Consider the following 17,147-nt stretch of genomic DNA (forward strand, 5'->3'; position numbering starts at 1 on the left):
TCTGTGCGGAAAATCAATGTGCATCTTGTGAACCTTTCTGTTCGAACCGTAGGCATTGTGAGTTTGACTGACTGAAAAAAGATAGTTAAACATGTTTTCAATTTCAATCCCCCAAGTGCAACGGTGCAGCTCGCGAAGGGGACGGAAAAGTGGCGAGTCAGCTGCCCGGGTAATCCTGGGCTTTCACACGTATTGACTGCAGGTCAGGAGAAAAGACGTGGCGATAATGTTCGTGCGAGCGCAGATGATCAGCAGGGGCGCGGGTCGCAACATTATTTCTGCTGCCGCCTATCGGCACCGCACCCGGATGGTGGACGAACAAAGGGGGGTGTCTTTCAGCTTCAAGGATGGCGACGACGAACTGAGGCACGAGGAACTGGCTCTACCGGAGGCGGTTCCAGCGTGGCTGCAGACTGCTATCGAGGGGAAGACTGCCGCTGACGCAAGCGAGACACTGTGGAATGCGGTTGACGCATTCGAGACGCGTGTGAACGCGCAGTTTGCCCGCGAACTGATTATAGCACTGCCGGAGGAACTGACGCTTAGGGAAAACATCTCCCTGGTCCGTGAGTTCGTGAGAGACAACCTGACCTCAAGGGGCATGATTGCTGACTGGGTCTATCACGACAGGGACGGTAATCCGCATGTACATGTTCTGACAACGCTCAGACCCCTGACAGCGCAAGGCTTCGGTCTCAAGGTCATGCCTGTCCCCGGCGATGACGGAAAGCCACTGCGTGTGGCAGCAGGGGACCAGCCGAAGGGCAGGATCGTCTACACAGTCTGGGCCGGCAACAGGGAGGCAATGAAGGCGTGGAAGATCGCCTGGGCGCAAACAGCCAGCCGGTATCTGGCGCTTGCTGGCCGTGATATCCGCCTTGACGGTCGTTCCCATGCCGAACAGGGACTTGACGGCATTGCCCAGAGGCATCTGGGACCCGGAAAGTCGGCGATGATGCGCAAGGGTGTCGAGATGTATTTTGCACCTGCCGATCTGGCGCGCCGGCGCAAAATGACCGCCCGACTGCTTGCCGATCCGGAGCCTCTCCTCAGACAGCTTGGCAATGAGCGCTCCACCTTTGACGAGAAGGATATCGCAAGGGTCATCCACCGCTATGTCGATGATCCGGCAGACTTTGCCAATATCCGTGCACGACTGATGGCTTCTCCTGATCTGGTGCTCCTTAAACCACAGCAGTCTGGCGCGCTGACCGACCCGATCAAGGGTCGTGTGAATGGCCGGGTGAAGGGCGAGGCAACGGAACCGGCCATCTTCACCACCCGAAAGATCCTGCGCACCGAACATAACATGATGCGTTCAGCCGATATCCTGTCTGGGAGGAAGGGTTTCGGGATTTCGGACGCTGGACGCGCAGCGGCAGTGCGTTTCGTCGAAGGGGACAATCCACTGAAGCCGTTCAGGCTGGATCTTGAGCAGATTGAAGCCATTCAGCATGTAACGGGGGACAGCGGTATCGCTGCTGTCGTCGGTCTTGCCGGTACGGGCAAGTCGACATTGCTTGCAGCTGCGCGCCTTGCCTGGGAAAGCGGACATCATCGCGTCCTGGGCGCGGCACTTTCCGGCAAGGCTGCCGAGGGGCTGGAGGAGAGTTCCGCCATCAGATCGCGAACGCTTGCCGCGTGGGAGCATGCCTGGAATAACGGGCGCGATCAGCTGATGCGCGGTGACATCCTCGTCATCGACGAGGCAGGCATGGTCTCGTCGTTGCAAATGGCACGTGTGCTGGATGCCGTAGAAAAGGCTGGCGCAAAGGTTGTTCTGGTCGGCGATGCCATGCAGCTTCAGCCGATCGGGGCCGGTGCGGCTTTCCGGGCAATATCGGAGCGGATCGGTTCCGCCGAACTTGCCGGTGTGCGCCGGCAACAGGATGAATGGGCACGCGATGCCTCAAAACTCTTTGCTCGCGGCGACACCGCGGCGGGGCTGGAGATTTACGCCAGACGCGGGCATCTGGTCGAGGCGGAAACCCGGGATGTACTGATCGGACGTCTGGTCAGGGACTGGACGGATGCGCGGCGGAAACTGATCAGGCCATCACAGCCTGGACGAGACATGCGGCCCGGGACGGGGATCGCAGCACCAAACGGTGGTGGCCAGTTGCGGGGTGATGCATTGCTGGTTCTGGCGCACACCAACAGGGATGTCCACAGGCTGAATGAAGCCTTGCGCAAGGTGATGAGGGAAGAGGGAGCGCTCGATGGCGCGCGCCGCTTCCGGACAGAGCGGGGCATGCGGGAGTTTGCGGCAGGCGATCGGATTATCTTTCTCGAGAACGCCCGTTTCCTCGAACCGCGTGCAAGAGGAAACAGTCCGCAATATGTCAGGAACGGCATGTTCGGCACGGTGGTCTCCACCGGCAACGCGCTCCGCGCGCCGCTTCTTTCTGTCCGGCTCGACAGCGGCGGTGAGATTGTTCTCAGTGAGGACAGTTATCGCAACATCGATCACGGCTATGCCGTGACCATCCACAAGTCGCAGGGCGCGACTGTCGACCGGGCCCTTGTGCTTGCCAGTGGCATGATGGACAGGCACCTGACCTATGTGTCCATGACCCGTCATCGTCACAGGGCTGATCTTTATGCTGCGCGCGAGGACTTCAGGCCCGAACGGGACGACAGATCCCGTATTGATTACGCGAAGGGTATCACCGGCGAACTGGTCGAAACCGGGGGGACAAAATTCCGGCCCGGGGATGAGGGTACGAATGATACGCCTTATGCTGATCTGAAGGTTGATGGCGGGAAGGTCCATCGCCTCCGGGGTGTCGGTCTGCCGGCAGTCCTGTCGGCTGCGGGAGCTTCCAGAGGTGATACGGTCACGCTTCGCAAGGATGGCGTGGAGACCGTGAAGGTAAAAATTGCAGTCCCTGATGCGAAAGGCGGTGAATGGCGCTTTGAGGAGCGCACGGTCGAACGCAATGTCTGGACGGCGAAGCTGCATGAAGCCACAGATGTCCGCCGCAAAAGCATTGAAGGGGAAAGCCATACATCGGAATTGTTCCGGCAACTGTCCAAACGCCTCGGGCGTTCGAGCGCCAAAACCACGACGCTGGATTTTGCTGGCGAGGCTGGCTACCAGGCACATGTCCAGGACTTTGCCCGCAGGCGTGGCATTGAACTACTTGCCGGGATTGCCGCTGGCACAGGGGCAGGAGCAAGACGCCAGATGGCGTGGCTGGCGCAAAAGCGCCAGCAGGTGGCAAATCTCTGGGAGCGGGCAGGTGCGGCACTCGTTTTGGCAATCGATCGGGAACGCAGGGTTTCTTATCATGAGAGGCAATCCGGAAGATTCCCCATGCAGAATCCGACAGCCCGGATGTCCGTGGATCGAAATACCCGGAGTTCGTCCCGGACCCGGCCGACTGGCAATATCGGGCAGGCCCCAGAAGCCCGCTGCATACCGCCGATGCTTGCCGCCGTGACAGAGTTTACGACCCCGGTCGAGGTTGAGGCGTGCGAAAGAGCTTCAAAAGCCGCTCTCCATGTTCACAACCGCTCGCTGCTTGCTGAAACAGCAATGCGGATCTGGCGTGAACCTGCCAATGCTGTTGAAACGATCGAGACACTGATCCGGAAAGGCATTGCCGGTGATCGGATTGCGGCAGCCATTGCCAATGATCCTGCGGCCTATGGTGCCCTGCGCGGCTCTGGTCGGCTGAGGGACAGGCTTCTGGCCGTTGGCCGCGAGCGAAAGACAGCATTGGAAGCCGTGCCGGATGTCCAGGCGAGTGTCCGCTCGCTGGGATCGGGCTGGGCCTCAGCCCTGAAGGCTGCAACAACAGCAATCGCCGCAGAGCGTCAGCAGATGGCAACCGCAATTCCCGGGTTGTCAGAAGAAGCCGGCGAAGAACTCCGTCGCATCACAACTGCGATGCAAAAGAAGACCGCGCGGCTTGACGTCCTCGTCGGTTCGCTCGAGCCGCATATTCGTCGGGAGTTTACAAGCGTCAGCCGCGCCCTTGATCTTAGATTCGGGCGCAACGCAATCCTGCGCGGCGACAGTGAAACCATCAGTCGCGTGCCTCCGGCACAACGTTCCGTCTTCGAGGCGCTTCAGAACACGTTGAAGGTTCTTCAGCAAATAGTTTACACCGCCAGGGCCCAGGAAACCGCAACGATACGTCAGAGCCAGAAACTCGACCGCGGTCAAGACGTCCGGTACTAACCTGTTCGCAAGGTCCAGGGGCAGATTCATTCCGTGCCGTGTGCCCCGGACTGTTGCAATGAACTGTGTCGACGGGATCGGGTTCTGCATGAGGTAAAATTCGACCGTGTGACAAATCTCTTCATTTTGACGCATCTTGACATTCCACCTACTAGAAGGTAGATATCGAGTATGAGCAATTTGTCCACCACTTCCGATGATATTCTCGCTTGCGCCAAAACCTTGATCATGTCGGGCGGGTATAATGGGTTCAGCTACGCGGATATCGCCAGCGTCGTAGGCATTCGCAAGGCCAGTATCCATCATCACTTCCCGAGCAAGGTCGATCTGGTAAAGGCACTAATCGTGCGACATCGTGAAGATACAGAAGCAGGTTTTGCCAATCTCGAGAGCAAAGTCGATGATCCGCTGGAGCAACTGCAGGCTTATACTCAATACTGGAGTGCGTGTATCACGGACGGGAGTGCGCCATTCTGTGTAGGGGCGCTTCTGGCAAGCGAAATTCCTGTATTGCCACAGGAACTCGCTTCTGAGATTCAAAACTATTTCAGATCGTTATCGAGATGGTTGACATCAGTCCTCACACGCGGCGCAAGACAGGGCCGCATTCGCTTGATCGACTCCCCTGACATCGAGGCAGAAGCCTTTGCTGCTACCGTTCACGGAGGGATGTTGTCGGCGAGAGCCCACAGCGATCCGAAGATGTTTTCGCTTATAGTTGAACCAATGCTTCGCAGACTGGCTGCGGCACAGTGATTTCGATCAAAGCCTGATCATGCTCGGTAGTCAGGCTATCAATTGGCAGGGAGGCGAATGCGGCGACTCCGTTATCCAGCCTGCAGCCATCATCGCATTGATATTTCGAAACATGCCGGGCGCAGGCAATGCCTGGAATGAATATCGAAATGTTGTGTGCCTGTTTCTGGAATGTCGCTGTCACGACGGTGCTTCTCGTCGGCCAGTTGTCGAAATGGCGAGGGAATTTTGGGAAGGATGACTGTGGTGAATGTGGATGGATGCTATCAGTATGTTTTGAATGGTTAATCGACCGTCCTGATCAATGAACTAGGTTTTATTCTAAAACCTATCTACTAGAAGGTTGTTATCTTTACAGGAGCTTTGGTTATGTTTGGAATTTCCCCGCTAGGCTGGATGCACACGATCGGCAGTTTGCCTGCCATTCCCCTGGCCATCTACATGTTCGTCCGCTACGGGCGAATTTTGCCCGGGTCAAAATCCGGAGGTCTTTATTTTGTCTCGATGCTCATAGGTGCTGGCACAACATTTCTCGTTGCACGCCAGCAGGTCAGCTATGTTATCGGTGCTGCGACGATAGTTCTGCTCATTGCCGGTTATTCAATCGGTTACAGTTCAATCTTTGGTCGTGCGACCCGCTATCTGGAAACAGTCTTTTTAAGCTTGACTGCCTTCCTGCTAATAGTGCCGGCGGTAAGCGAGGTATTGCGGCGCGTACCAAATGGTCATCCATTTGTGACCGATCTCAAATCCCCGTTGTTGCTGGGCGCGCAGGGCAGTCTTTTGATCATCCTCATCATAGGACTGACAGCTCAGCTTATCTATCTGAAAAAACAAAACAACCGGTGATCGCGCGGACGGCATATTTCTCCTATCCAAGCAATGAGGTTCAAAGACCCCGTGGAATAATGAGCTCCGTCGGTATCATTTCGGGCTGGTCGGTCGTTTGTGCAGGCTCATCCAGAAGCTCGAAGGCGCGTTCGATCATTGCCTGAACATTTTGCCGGGCCATCACGACCGGGAAGTGGAGAACCTCAATGAAGGGGTCCCAGTCGAAACACCCGATGGAGCACTCCCGGACCTCGTCAACCGGCAGTGTCTTGAGAAAACTGACGATACCCTCAAAGGGGCTCGTCGAGTTAACGAAAAGCGCCTCCGGCAGGCCGTTAAGTTCACCGTAAACTGCGCGGATTGCACTTGCGGCATTTTCGGGATCGTAGCCATTCGTCGTGATTGTTCCGCCGCGAACCGGAAGGTTCAGCGCAGCCAGTTCATCCTTATACCCGCGCACACGTGCGCGCGTGTTGTGGTCACTATCCACGCCACCGATGAAGTAGAAGCTGTTTTCCGTTCGATGAGACCTGCGGCTGGCAATCTGGCGGGTCAACTGTCGGGCGCCGTCATAATTGTCGCTGATCACGGACGCGCCGTGTTTTCCCGGAAGGTCAACATTGATATGCTTCAGGTGAGCCTTTTCGCACAGTTCCGCGACACTGTCCGGATCGGTTGCGCCTGCTATCAGCAGGGCATCGATGTTGTGAGCAATCAATGTTTCCACAGTGCTGCGTTCCTGCTGCGGATCGCGCAATGTGCTGGCAACGACCGGAACAAGATTCCGGGAGCGGGCTACCGCTTCGAAGGACGCCGCCATCGAGCTGAAATATCGATTGTCCAGCATCGGCAAGATCATGCCGATCAAGCCGGAGTTGGATATGCGTAATCCGCGCGCTTGAAGGTTGGTCGTATAGCCGAGTTCACGGGCTATTACTCTTACTCGGTCCGCCGTTGCTTTATTTATCCTGCGGTTTTCCCACGAACCATTCATGACAGAAGCAACGGTCGACGGAGATACTCCAGCTCTTTCCGATATGTCGTAAATGGTTACTTTCCGGGGAGTGTTCATCAAGCCTGCTTTTCATGTGGGTAGAAGTTCGATCTTAGCGGTCTGTCACCACCCGCTGCAAGTGGGAGCAGGTGCGAATCCGGTGTGTTCCTCTGGCATTTTCCTCTTGACCGGATACCGCATGTCGAGCAATGATCGTGTTGCACTATCGATGGTGCAGTGTGACGACAAGCCGAGAGGAGCGGTGCGCACATGCCGAGGGCGGGGAAGAGCCTTCGATTCATACACAACAATCCTCGTCAGCAGCGCTCGATTTGATTGGCGTACCGCGATGCGATGTGCCGTCAGAATGATCGGAACTTTGTGGAGTAGAAGGTCGCTATCGGGAGAACATTCAGGGTGGAATAGCGAGGCGAAGTTCGTCTGTAAGGTTGCGAAACAACAAAATTAAAACCCAACGGGAGTGAGACATGAAGAATCTGTTTGGTAAGGCAGCTTTTGCTGCGGTGATGCTGTCCTCTTTTGCGAGCGGTGCTCAGGCAGAAGTGAAGGACGCAGTGGTCGGCTTCTTGATGCCGGATCAGGCATCCACCCGTTATGAAGAGCGTGATTATCCGGGCTTTGCCGCCGAGATGAAGAAGATCTGCGAAAGCTGCAAGGTGCTTTATCTCAATGCCGATGGCGATGCGAGCAAGCAGCAGCAGCAGTTCAACTCGGTCATTTCGCAGGGCGCGAAGGTGATCGTGCTCGATGCGGTTGACACGGCGGCGGCAGCCTCGCTGGTCAAGCTGGCCCAATCCCAGGGTATCAAGGTCATCGCCTATGACCGTCCGATCCCGGATGCGACCTCCGATTTTTACGTGTCGTTCGACAATGAAGCCATCGGCAAGTCGATTGCCGAATCGCTGGTCAAGCACCTGAAGGACAAGGGTGTACCGGGCGACAAGGGCGGCGTCCTGCAGATCAATGGTTCGCCAACCGATGCCGCAGCCGGTCTCATCAAGAACGGTATCCATGCCGGACTGAAGGACAGCGGCTACAAGACGCTTGCCGAATACGATACGCCCGAGTGGGCACCGAGCAAGGCACAGCAGTGGGCCAGCGGCCAGATCACTCGCTTCAACGACCAGATCGTCGGCGTGGTGGCTGCCAATGATGGCACCGCTGGCGGCGCGATTGCAGCCATGAAGGCGGCTGGTATCGATCCGCTTCCTCCGGTCACCGGCAATGATGCGACGATTGCAGCGCTCCAGCTCATCATTTCGGGCGATCAGTACAATACGATCAACAAGCCGTCGGAAATCGTTGCTGCGGAAGCCGCACGCGTCGCGGGCCAGCTTCTGAATGACGAAACCCCGAAGGCAGAAGCCACGCTCTACAACACGCCGTCGAAGCTTTTCGTTCCAGTGGTCGTGACGGCTGACAATCTCAAGGCTGAGATCATCGACAAGAACATCGTTTCGGCTGAAACCCTGTGCGTCGACCGCTATGCCGAAGGCTGCAAGAAGCTCGGCATCACGAAGTAGGCAACGATACGCCCGGCCGGTTATCCGGTCGGGCAGTTTGATGTGCAATGGCGTATCCTGCAATATGCCAGGGAAAGTGAGATCATGTCCCAAGATCACGAAGCCGCTGCGTCGTCGCGGCAGCCAGTGCTGCGTCTAAGCGGCATATCCAAGAATTTCGGTGCCGTTTCAGCGCTGACAGATATCGATCTGGAAGTCTTTCCGGGCGAAGTTGTCGCTCTTGTCGGTGATAACGGAGCAGGAAAGTCCACCCTGATCAAGACACTGGCAGGTGTCCATCAGCCGACATCCGGCAGTATCGAATTTAATGGTGAGAAGGTTGTGCTTTCGTCGCCGGGCGTTGCGCTCGATCTCGGCATTGCGACGGTCTTTCAGGATCTGGCGCTGTGCGAGAATCTCGACGTGGTCGCCAATATTTTCCTTGGCCGCGAAATGAGCCCCTATCGGCTTGACGAAGTATCCATGGAGATCAAGGCGTGGAAGCTTCTGAACGAGCTTTCCGCCCGTATTCCGAGTGTACGCGAGCCGGTCGCCTCCCTTTCTGGTGGCCAGCGCCAGACGGTCGCGATCTCGCGCTCGCTGTTGCTTGATCCCAAGCTCATTATGCTCGACGAACCAACTGCAGCACTTGGCGTTGCGCAGACCGCTGAGGTTCTCGATCTTATCGAGCGCGTTCGTGACCGTGGGCTCGGTGTCTTGATGATCAGCCACAATATGGAAGACGTTCGTGCTGTCGCGGACCGTATCGTCGTGCTGCGGCTTGGCCGAAACAATGGTGTTTTCTACCCGGATTCCTCAAACGAGGAGCTGGTCGCAGCTATCACCGGCGCAAGCAGCAATTCCGTTTCCCGCCGTGCCGAACGGCGTCAGGCGCAGCATGAAACCGGTCAGGTCCATGATCGGGGAGAAGCATAATGAACCAGGCAACCGGAAATACCCCTCTCGACCGGCAGGATACCCGCGTGCGCCATGACGAAGGCGTTTCAGGCGCGCTGCGCAATTTCTTCGACCGTGTTCGCTCGGGCGATCTTGGATCACTGCCGGTCATCGTCGGCCTCGTCATCATCTGGACCGTCTTCCAGACATTGAACCCGGTTTTCCTGTCGAGCAACAATCTCGTCAACCTGCTGTTCGACTGCTCGACCATCGGCGTCATTTCGCTCGGTATCGTCTGCATCCTGATGCTGGGCGAAATCGACCTTTCAGTCGGCTCGGTCAGCGGTCTTGCTTCGGCAATTGTCGGCGTGCTGTGGGTCAATCATGGCTGGCCGGTCGGGATCGCAATGCTGGCAGCGCTCTGCACCGGCGCGCTGATCGGCCTGCTTTACGCATTCCTCTATAATCGCTTCAGCATGCCAAGCTTCGTTTCCACGCTGGCTGGCCTGCTGGCAGCGCTTGGCCTGCAGCTTTATCTCCTGGGCAATACCGGCTCGATCAATCTGCCTTACGGCTCCTGGCTCGTGAGCTTCGGCCAGCTTCTGGTGATGCCGCGCCCGCTTTCTTATGCGCTGGTGCTAATTGCCGGACTTGCAATCTTCTTCACCGGGTTCCGTTCCGCGCAGCGCCGCCGCGAAGCCGGTCTGTCGGCACCGTCGTCGGCCGGGATTGCGCTCAAGGCCATTGTCATCACGGTCATTGTCGGTGGTGCAGTATTCTATCTCAACCAGTCGCGCGGCGTGCCATGGATGTTCGGCCTGTTCGTGGCTCTGGTGATCGCGATGAACTACGCACTCACCCGCACCAAATGGGGCCGCGCCATGCAGGCCGTTGGCGGCAATCGTGAAGCTGCGCGTCGCGCTGGCATCAATGTGAAATTCATCTACATGTCGGCCTTCATGACCTGTTCGGTTCTCGCCGCCGCAGGTGGCATTCTCGCAGCGTCGCGCCTTGCCTCCTCCAGCCAGCAGGCCGGTACGGGTGACGTTAACCTCAACGCCATCGCGGCAGCGGTCATCGGCGGTACCAGCCTTTTCGGCGGACGCGGCAGCGCGTGGTCGGCATTGCTTGGCATTATCGTCATCCAGTCGATCGCCAGCGGTTTGACGCTGCTCGATCTGTCGTCTTCGCTTCGCTACATGATCACGGGTGCGGTGCTCGCCATTGCCGTGATCGTCGACTCCCTTGCCCGCCGCTCGCGCCAGTCGCACGGTCGCGCCTAAACCTCTAAGGACTGAAAAAATGGCTCAGGATCTCAATGGAAAAGTCGGCGCCGTTACCGGTGCAGCCTCTGGAATCGGCTTCGAATGCGCAAAGCATATGATCGAAGCGGGCATGACGGTTTTTCTCGTCGATCGCGACGAGAAGGCGCTGAAGGAAAAATGCGCCGAACTCGGCGACAAGGCCAGGCCGCTGGTCATCGATCTGCTCAATCCGGCGTCGGTCGCCACCATGATGCCGCAGATACTCGAACAGGCGGGGCAGCTCGACGTGTTCCACGCCAATGCCGGCGCCTACATCGGCGGTCCTCTTTGGGAGGGCGATCCGGATGCATGGGACCGCATGCTGAACCTCAACATCAACGCCGCCTTCCGCACCATTCATGCGGTTCTGCCGCACATGATGGAACGCAAGTCTGGCGATATCATCGTTACGAGTTCGGTCGCCGGTGTCGTGCCCGTGATATGGGAGCCGATCTATACCGCCTCCAAGCACGCCGTTCAGGCTTTCGTGCATACGGTTCGTCGTCAGGTCGCCCCGCATGGTATCCGCGTTGGCGGCGTTCTTCCGGGGCCGGTCGTCACCGCCCTCATCAGCGATTGGCCGAAGGCCAAGCTCGATGAAGCGCTGGCCAATGGCAGTTTGATGGAACCGAAGGAAGTCGCGGAATCGGTGATGTTCATGCTGACCCGCCCGCGCAACATCACCATTCGCGATCTGGTCATTCTTCCGCAGAGCCTCGATCTGTAAATGGGAGCGACCATGACCAGCTATTATCTCGGCGTTGATGTCGGGACGGGCAGCGCCCGCGCCGGCCTTTTCGACGCCAGCGGTACCATGCTTGCTTCGGCCAAACGCGATATCACTATCTGGCGCGAGGCGGGCAGCATCGTCGAGCAATCGAGTGCCGATATCTGGCGGGCGGTGTGCGAAAGTGTGCGCGAAGCGGTCAAGCTTGCGGGTGTCGATCCGGCTGATATTGCCGGTATCGGCTACGATGCGACATGCTCGCTGGTCGTGCTGGGCGAGGGCGGCAAACCGCTTGCCGTGGGGCCGTCCAACGATCCTGCACGTGACATCATCGTATGGATGGATCACCGCGCTGTGGGACAGGCCGAGCAGATCAATGCGACCAGGGCCAGGGTTCTCGACTATGTTGGCGGCACCATTTCACCCGAGATGGAAACGCCAAAACTGTTGTGGCTGAAGGAAAACAAGCCGGAAACCTTTGCCGCCGCCTGGCAGTTCTTCGATCTGACCGATTTTCTGACATGGAAATCATGCGGCAGTCTGGCTCGTTCGGCCTGCACCGTGACCTGTAAATGGACCTATCTCAGCCATGAAAAGCGCTGGGATGAAGCCTATTTCCGCGAGGTTTGCCTTGGCGAACTGGCCGATGAAAATTTCGTCCGCATCGGCACCGAGGTTCGTGCGGGTGGCGAAAAGCTCGGCGGCTTGAGCGAACAGGCAGCGGCAGAACTTGGTCTTGTGCCGGGCACCGCGATTGCCGCTGGCCTCATCGATGCCCATGCGGGCGGTATCGGCACAGTCGGGGCGCGCGGTTCGGAAGGCCGGATATTGTCACGCATGGCCTATGTGTTCGGCACATCGGCCTGCACCATGACCACTACCGAACAGCCGGTTTTCGTGGATGGAGTCTGGGGACCCTATTATTCGGCCATGGTGCCGGGCCTGTGGCTGAATGAAGGTGGCCAGTCGGCAGCGGGCGCCGCTATCGATCACCTGATCCATATGCATCCATTTGCCGTGGAAGCCAAAAAACAGGCGGCAGCCCAAGGCAAGGGCCTGGCCGACAGCCTTGCAGAAGAAGTCGGAGCAAGAGGCGGCGCTGAAAAGGCGGCTGCGATCATTGGTGATATTCATGTCGTGCCGGAATTCCTCGGCAATCGTGCACCTTTCGCCGACCCCGATGCGCGCGCGATCATCGCGGGGCTTGATCTTGATGCCGGGCTCGACAGTCTGACAGCGCTATATCTAGCGGGTCTTTGCGGCCTCGGCTATGGTGCGCGACAGATCGTCGAGGCGCAGAAGGCAAAGGGTATCGAAACCGATACTATCGTCGTTTCAGGCGGAGCAGCGCGTTCGCATCTGGTGCGACAGGTGCTTGCGGACACGACAGGCCTCGTTATCGCTGCGTCTACGTCGCCGGAACCGGTTCTGCTCGGTTCGGCCATGCTGGGGGCTGTAGCGTCAGGGGCTTATCCTGATCTCGCCGCCGCCATGCATGCCATGTCGGAACTGGGTGCGGTGAACAGGCCGGACGCCGAGCGCGCCAGATGGCACGACAGGCGTTTCGAGGCTTTCACGCTGCTGCAGGCAACCGCGCGGAAGATCCGCTCCCTGGATGGCTCGAACCAGCTGTAAAGATGGGCGAACAGGCTGGATCAAGCGGTCGCAGACGGCCTCGCCAGAACGACGAGCGCCGCGATCAATGGATCGCGGCGCTGTGAAATCAACAGGGCCTAGATTCGGGCTGGTGTTCAAGTTGATCTTGCCGGAGGCGATGCCGTCCCAATGGCAGCATGATCGGGCGACCGGAAGTCGGGTCTGTCATGATGCGGCTCTCCAGATGAAAGACCTCGCGGATATTCTGTTCCGTCAGCACTGTGTCGGGCGCGCCGCTTACATGCAGCCGCCCGTCGGCCATTGCGACAAGAAAATCCGCATAGCGCGCGGCAAGATTTAGATCGTGCAGAACCATCACAATGGTGGTTCCGCGCTCTCGGTTAAGGTCGGTGAGGAGATCTAGGACTTCGACCTGATGGCTGATGTCCAGAAAGGTCGTCGGCTCGTCGAGCAGCAGAATATCGGTCTGCTGGGCCAGCGCCATGGCGATCCAAACGCGCTGGCGCTGACCACCTGAAAGTTCATCCACTGGTCTGTCGGCCAGTTCCGTTGTCCGGGTTGCCTCAAGTGCTGCCGCAATTGCTTCGTCATCTGCGCGTGTCCATTGCGAGAAAACGCCGTGATAAGGGTTTCGGCCCCGGCTTACGAGATCGGCAACCAGTATGCCTTCCGGTGCTATGGGCGATTGCGGCAAAAGACCGAGCATCTGCGCAAGCTGGCGGGAGGGAAGTGTGTGGATCGACCTGCCGTCCAGAAGCACCTGCCCGTGGCGTGGGGCCAGAAGCCGGGACATCGTCCGCAAAAGCGTGGACTTTCCGCAGGCGTTCGCCCCAATGATTGCCGTCACCTTGCCGGATGGTATCTCCAGGTTGAGACCATCCAACACCAGCCGGTCGCCATAGCCGGTGGTCAACTCCTGAACGATGAGCGTGTGATCGGTCATAGGGAAGCCCCGCTGCGGTTGGCGCGAATGATGAGGTAGATGAGATAGGGAGCGCCCAGGGCCCCGGTGACGACGCCGACCGGATAGCGCCCCGGCAGCAGGAACTGCCCGCAATAATCGCCAGCGAGAACCAGTATGGCCCCGATCAGCGCCGACGGGACGAGGAGTGAACCATTGTTGCCGATGATGCGCGATGCAATCGGGCCGGACAGAAAGGCGACGAAAGCGATAGGCCCCGCGACAGCGGTGGCAAAGGCTATCAGGCCAACGGCGCCGATGATGATGGCGATCCGGGTTCGCCCGACATGGGTTCCCAGCGCGGCGGCGCTGTCGTCGCCCAGACGCAAGGCTTCGAGATCGCGCGACCGGCTTAAAAGCAATCCGCCGAAGACAACCAGCGCGACCAGAAGCGGCAACATCTGGTCCAGCCGCGCACCGTTGACGCTGCCGGTCAGCCAGCGCATGGCTTCCTGCAGGCTCCAGGCGGGCGCGGTTGAAAGAATGTAGGCGATGAAGCTTTCGATCATCGCCGCAACACCGATGCCGACAAGGATAAGCCGGGTTCCGGCAACCCCGTTCCTGAAGGAAAGTCCGTAAACCGCAAGCGCCACGGCAAGCCCGGCGGCGACGGCGAAGATGGAAACCACCGGTCCGCTCATGGAAAGCACGACGATCGCAAAGACGGCGGCAGCGCTCGCACCTGAGCTTATGCCGATAATGTCCGGACTTGCGAGCGAATTGCGCAGCATGAGCTGGAATGCGACGCCGCCGAGCCCGAAGCTCAACCCCGCCAGCACGGAAAGGACGGCGCGCGGCAGGCGCAGCTTGCCCACCGTGAAGCTTGCGCCCGGAACGTCTTCGCCCAGCAGCACGCGGACAATATCCTTCGGCGGCGTGAAGGATTGCCCAAGCATCAAAGTCAGGAGGAACAAGGCAAGGAGAATGACGAGCAGAAGGCCGATGACCAGATTGCGCTTGCGGGTCCGGCTGCGGCGGTTTCTGGCGATGAGATCGGCGGTGGAATGCAGCATGGTCACAGCTCGCGAACCCGTTGGCGCCTGACGATCCAGATGAAGAATGGCGCACCGATGAGCGCGGTGACGATCCCGACATCGAGTTCGGCAGGCCGCGCAATCAGCCGCCCGACAATATCGGCGGCGAGCAGTAGACAGGCTCCACTGAGGGCCGAGAATGGCAGCAGCCAGCGGTGATCGACCCCGACCAGCAAGCGACAGAGATGCGGTACGACCAGCCCCACGAATCCGATGGGACCGCAGATGGCGGTCGTCGCGCCGCAGAGGAGGATTGCGCCGAGCGCTGCAATGGCGCGTGCAACGACGACATTTTCACCCAGCCCGGCGGCAAGTTCATCGCCAAGTGCCAGCGAGTTCAGCTTGCGTGCCGATAGAAGGCTGACGATGAAGCCGACAGCGAGAAACGGAAGCACATATGAAAGCCGGTCGAAGGTTGCTCCGCCGACGCCGCCGATCTGCCAGGCGCGGATGCCGCCAGCGATATCGTTGCGCGGCAGAACCACGGCGATGACCAGCGAGGAAAAAGCGACCGACGTGGCTGCTCCGGCCAGCGCGAGCTTGAGCGGTGTCGCGCCGCCGCGCCCAAGCGATCCAACCGCATAGACGAAGACGGAGGCGCAACCGGCGCCAAATATGGCGGCCCAGATATAGGCAGATGCCGAGACGATGTTGAACCAGGCGACGCCGATCACGACGGCGAGCGACGCGCCCATATTGACGCCCAGAATGCCGGGGTCCGCCAGCGGATTGCGGGTGATGCCCTGCATGATTGCACCTGCCAGCCCGAGCGCGGCACCCGCGAGAAGCGCCAGCAGGGTGCGCGGAATGCGCATGGCGACAGCGGCCTGTCCGACGGTGTCCATATGGCCCCGCAACGCGGCAGCAATGTCTGACCACGGTACTTCGCGCGTGCCGAGCGACACGGATAGAACGCAAAGGCTCACGAGAAGAAAGACGACCGCGCCGAGCCAGCCGGACCTCGCTCTATTGGACCGATATATGGTAATTGGCTGGCTTGAACGCCGGATGCGGGCGACGGTCATTTTGCTTTATCAATCGCACCGGCGAGAAGGGCGACATAGTCCTTCAGAACCCAGGAGATGGAAAGCGGCGTGGGATTGGCCGCTGTTCCAAGCGGGTTTCGGCCCAGCATCACCACCGCGTCGTTTTCCACGACCGGCATTCTGGCGAGAAGCGGATTGCGCTTCATCGCGTCCAGCAATTCCCGGCTGCCATAGGTCACGACGATGTCGACGTCATCGAACATGTCGACACGCTCGGCGCTGATGGAGCCGGAGAACTGACCCGGTTTGGAGGCATCAACCACGCTTTTGGGCGAAGTCAGGCCGAGGTCGTTGAAGAATCTGACACGCGTATCGTTGGTAGTGTAGAAATTGACCGTGCTCAGGTCCGTCGTGTCGAGATGGGTGACGAACATGGCCGACTTGCCCTTGAGGCGCGGATACTGGCTGACTGTATCGGCAATTTCCGCTTCGATCCTTGCGATCAGCGCTTCGCCTTCTCCCGCCATGCCCATGCCAGCGCTGTTGAGGCGGATCATGTCGCGCCAGTCGGTGGACCATGGCGCTTCCGGATAGGCGACAACCGGAGCGATCTGGCTGAGCGTATCGTAATCCGACTGGCTGAGGCCGGAATAGGATGCAAGGATGACATCGGGCCGCGTTTCCGCCACGGCCTCGAAATCGATCCCGTCGCCTTCGTCGAAGAGAACCGGTGTATCCGTGCTAAGTTCCTTCAGCTTTGCTGCCACCCAGGGCAACAGTCCGTCGTTGTCGTCATCACCGAAATTGGCGCGCGCAAAACCGACCGGCACCACGCCGAGCGCAAGAGGAACCTCATGATTTGCCCACGCGACAGTGACGATCCGCTCCGGCTTTTTCTCGATTGTCGTCGTGCCAAAGGCATGTTTGATAACAATCGGATAAGTCGCTTTTGCGCCGGCCTGTGCGCTTTGCGGCGCAGTGATCGCAAATGAGGCCAGGGCAGCGAAAAATAGAGAGCGAATGGACCACGTCATCCGGCGCATTCTCCTTGCATGTAAAGTGGCCTTTCACTGTCAAGTTAAGACCCTCACGTCAAGGCCGAAGCACGCGCCTCGATAAAGCTGTTGCGAATTAACCGTGACTTCCTACAAAAAAGCAGTTTTCTACAATACTGGACAACGCTTATCAAGTTAATGGCGATCCGGGGACAATTTCAGTTTACCGACAGTCGATGACCGGACGCGTCCGGTCTTTGAAAGGCTGGAATCGCAAGGCTGGCCAACATCCCCACGATTTGAAAACCGTCGCCGAAGGCGGCCGCCGCAAACTGC

At 58.7% G+C, this 17,147-nt stretch carries 13 protein-coding genes and 1 pseudogene; 8 read left to right on the forward strand and 6 right to left on the reverse strand.

Translation table 11 applies throughout. From position 1 onward, the window contains the following. Nucleotides 1-217: 217 nt before the first annotated feature. The 3 genes from traA to ACS5UA_RS05985 all read left to right on the forward strand — a co-directional run bounded on the left by traA (nt 218) and on the right by ACS5UA_RS05985 (nt 5,791). Nucleotides 218-4,186 carry a Ti-type conjugative transfer relaxase TraA gene (gene traA, locus ACS5UA_RS05975; protein WP_112701364.1) on the forward strand — a complete coding sequence of 1,323 codons (3,969 nt, stop codon included), beginning with the start codon at nt 218-220 and terminating at the stop codon, nt 4,184-4,186. Nucleotides 4,187-4,357: 171 nt separating this feature from the next. After that, complete coding sequence (locus ACS5UA_RS05980) at nt 4,358-4,942, forward strand: TetR/AcrR family transcriptional regulator (protein WP_029928293.1); 585 nt, start codon at nt 4,358-4,360, stop codon at nt 4,940-4,942. A 369-nt stretch (nt 4,943-5,311) separates the two neighbouring features. Further along, entirely contained in the window at nt 5,312-5,791 is a 480-nt protein-coding gene (locus ACS5UA_RS05985; protein ID WP_021585432.1) for a hypothetical protein, read from the forward strand. Nucleotides 5,792-5,831: 40 nt separating this feature from the next. Here ACS5UA_RS05985 and ACS5UA_RS05990 read toward each other — a convergent pair whose 3' ends face one another. After that, on the reverse strand, nt 5,832-6,620 hold the full coding sequence (locus ACS5UA_RS05990; protein WP_235691704.1) for a substrate-binding domain-containing protein: 789 nt from the start codon (nt 6,618-6,620) through the stop codon (nt 5,832-5,834). Between the two features lie 117 nt (nt 6,621-6,737). After that, nucleotides 6,738-6,845: pseudogene (locus ACS5UA_RS05995) on the reverse strand (LacI family DNA-binding transcriptional regulator); the annotation flags it as partial. A gap of 410 nt (nt 6,846-7,255) precedes the next feature. On the opposite strand from ACS5UA_RS05995, the gene ACS5UA_RS06000 reads away from it, so the two are divergent. From ACS5UA_RS06000 to ACS5UA_RS06020, 5 genes are all read left to right on the forward strand, one after another. After that, nucleotides 7,256-8,311 (forward strand): ABC transporter substrate-binding protein, encoded by a 1,056-nt coding sequence (locus ACS5UA_RS06000; protein WP_063882539.1) that lies wholly within the window; start codon nt 7,256-7,258, stop codon nt 8,309-8,311. A gap of 84 nt (nt 8,312-8,395) precedes the next feature. Beyond that, nucleotides 8,396-9,226 (forward strand): ATP-binding cassette domain-containing protein, encoded by an 831-nt coding sequence (locus ACS5UA_RS06005; RefSeq protein WP_021585435.1) that lies wholly within the window; start codon nt 8,396-8,398, stop codon nt 9,224-9,226. After that, nucleotides 9,226-10,470: a sugar ABC transporter permease gene (locus ACS5UA_RS06010; protein ID WP_063882537.1), complete on the forward strand. Its 1,245-nt coding sequence runs from the start codon at nt 9,226-9,228 to the stop codon at nt 10,468-10,470. The genes ACS5UA_RS06005 and ACS5UA_RS06010 overlap by 1 nt, the downstream gene beginning before the upstream one ends. A gap of 19 nt (nt 10,471-10,489) precedes the next feature. Then, complete coding sequence (locus ACS5UA_RS06015; protein WP_063882536.1) at nt 10,490-11,218, forward strand: SDR family oxidoreductase; 729 nt, start codon at nt 10,490-10,492, stop codon at nt 11,216-11,218. A gap of 12 nt (nt 11,219-11,230) precedes the next feature. Then, nucleotides 11,231-12,853, forward strand: coding sequence for an FGGY-family carbohydrate kinase (locus ACS5UA_RS06020; RefSeq protein ID WP_063882534.1), 1,623 nt, complete (start codon nt 11,231-11,233; stop codon nt 12,851-12,853). A gap of 88 nt (nt 12,854-12,941) precedes the next feature. Here ACS5UA_RS06020 and ACS5UA_RS06025 read toward each other — a convergent pair whose 3' ends face one another. The 4 genes from ACS5UA_RS06025 to ACS5UA_RS06040 are packed head-to-tail and all read right to left on the reverse strand — an operon-like array spanning nt 12,942 to nt 16,850. Then, complete coding sequence (locus tag ACS5UA_RS06025; RefSeq protein WP_063882532.1) at nt 12,942-13,778, reverse strand: ABC transporter ATP-binding protein; 837 nt, start codon at nt 13,776-13,778, stop codon at nt 12,942-12,944. After that, a complete protein-coding gene (locus ACS5UA_RS06030; protein WP_063882530.1) occupies nt 13,775-14,809 on the reverse strand; it encodes a FecCD family ABC transporter permease in 1,035 nt (344 codons plus the stop codon). Before ACS5UA_RS06030 ends, ACS5UA_RS06025 begins: the two co-directional genes overlap by 4 nt. A gap of 2 nt (nt 14,810-14,811) precedes the next feature. Further along, complete coding sequence (locus tag ACS5UA_RS06035) at nt 14,812-15,855, reverse strand: FecCD family ABC transporter permease (protein WP_063882529.1); 1,044 nt, start codon at nt 15,853-15,855, stop codon at nt 14,812-14,814. Next, the gene (locus ACS5UA_RS06040) at nt 15,852-16,850 is read right to left on the reverse strand and encodes an iron-siderophore ABC transporter substrate-binding protein (protein WP_112701362.1); all 999 of its coding nucleotides are present in this window, start codon (nt 16,848-16,850) and stop codon (nt 15,852-15,854) included. Before ACS5UA_RS06040 ends, ACS5UA_RS06035 begins: the two co-directional genes overlap by 4 nt. Between the last annotated feature and the right edge of the window lie 297 nt (nt 16,851-17,147).

Source organism: Brucella sp. RRSP16, from assembly GCF_052246815.1.
In the GTDB taxonomy this organism is placed as follows: domain Bacteria; phylum Pseudomonadota; class Alphaproteobacteria; order Rhizobiales; family Rhizobiaceae; genus Brucella; species Brucella intermedia.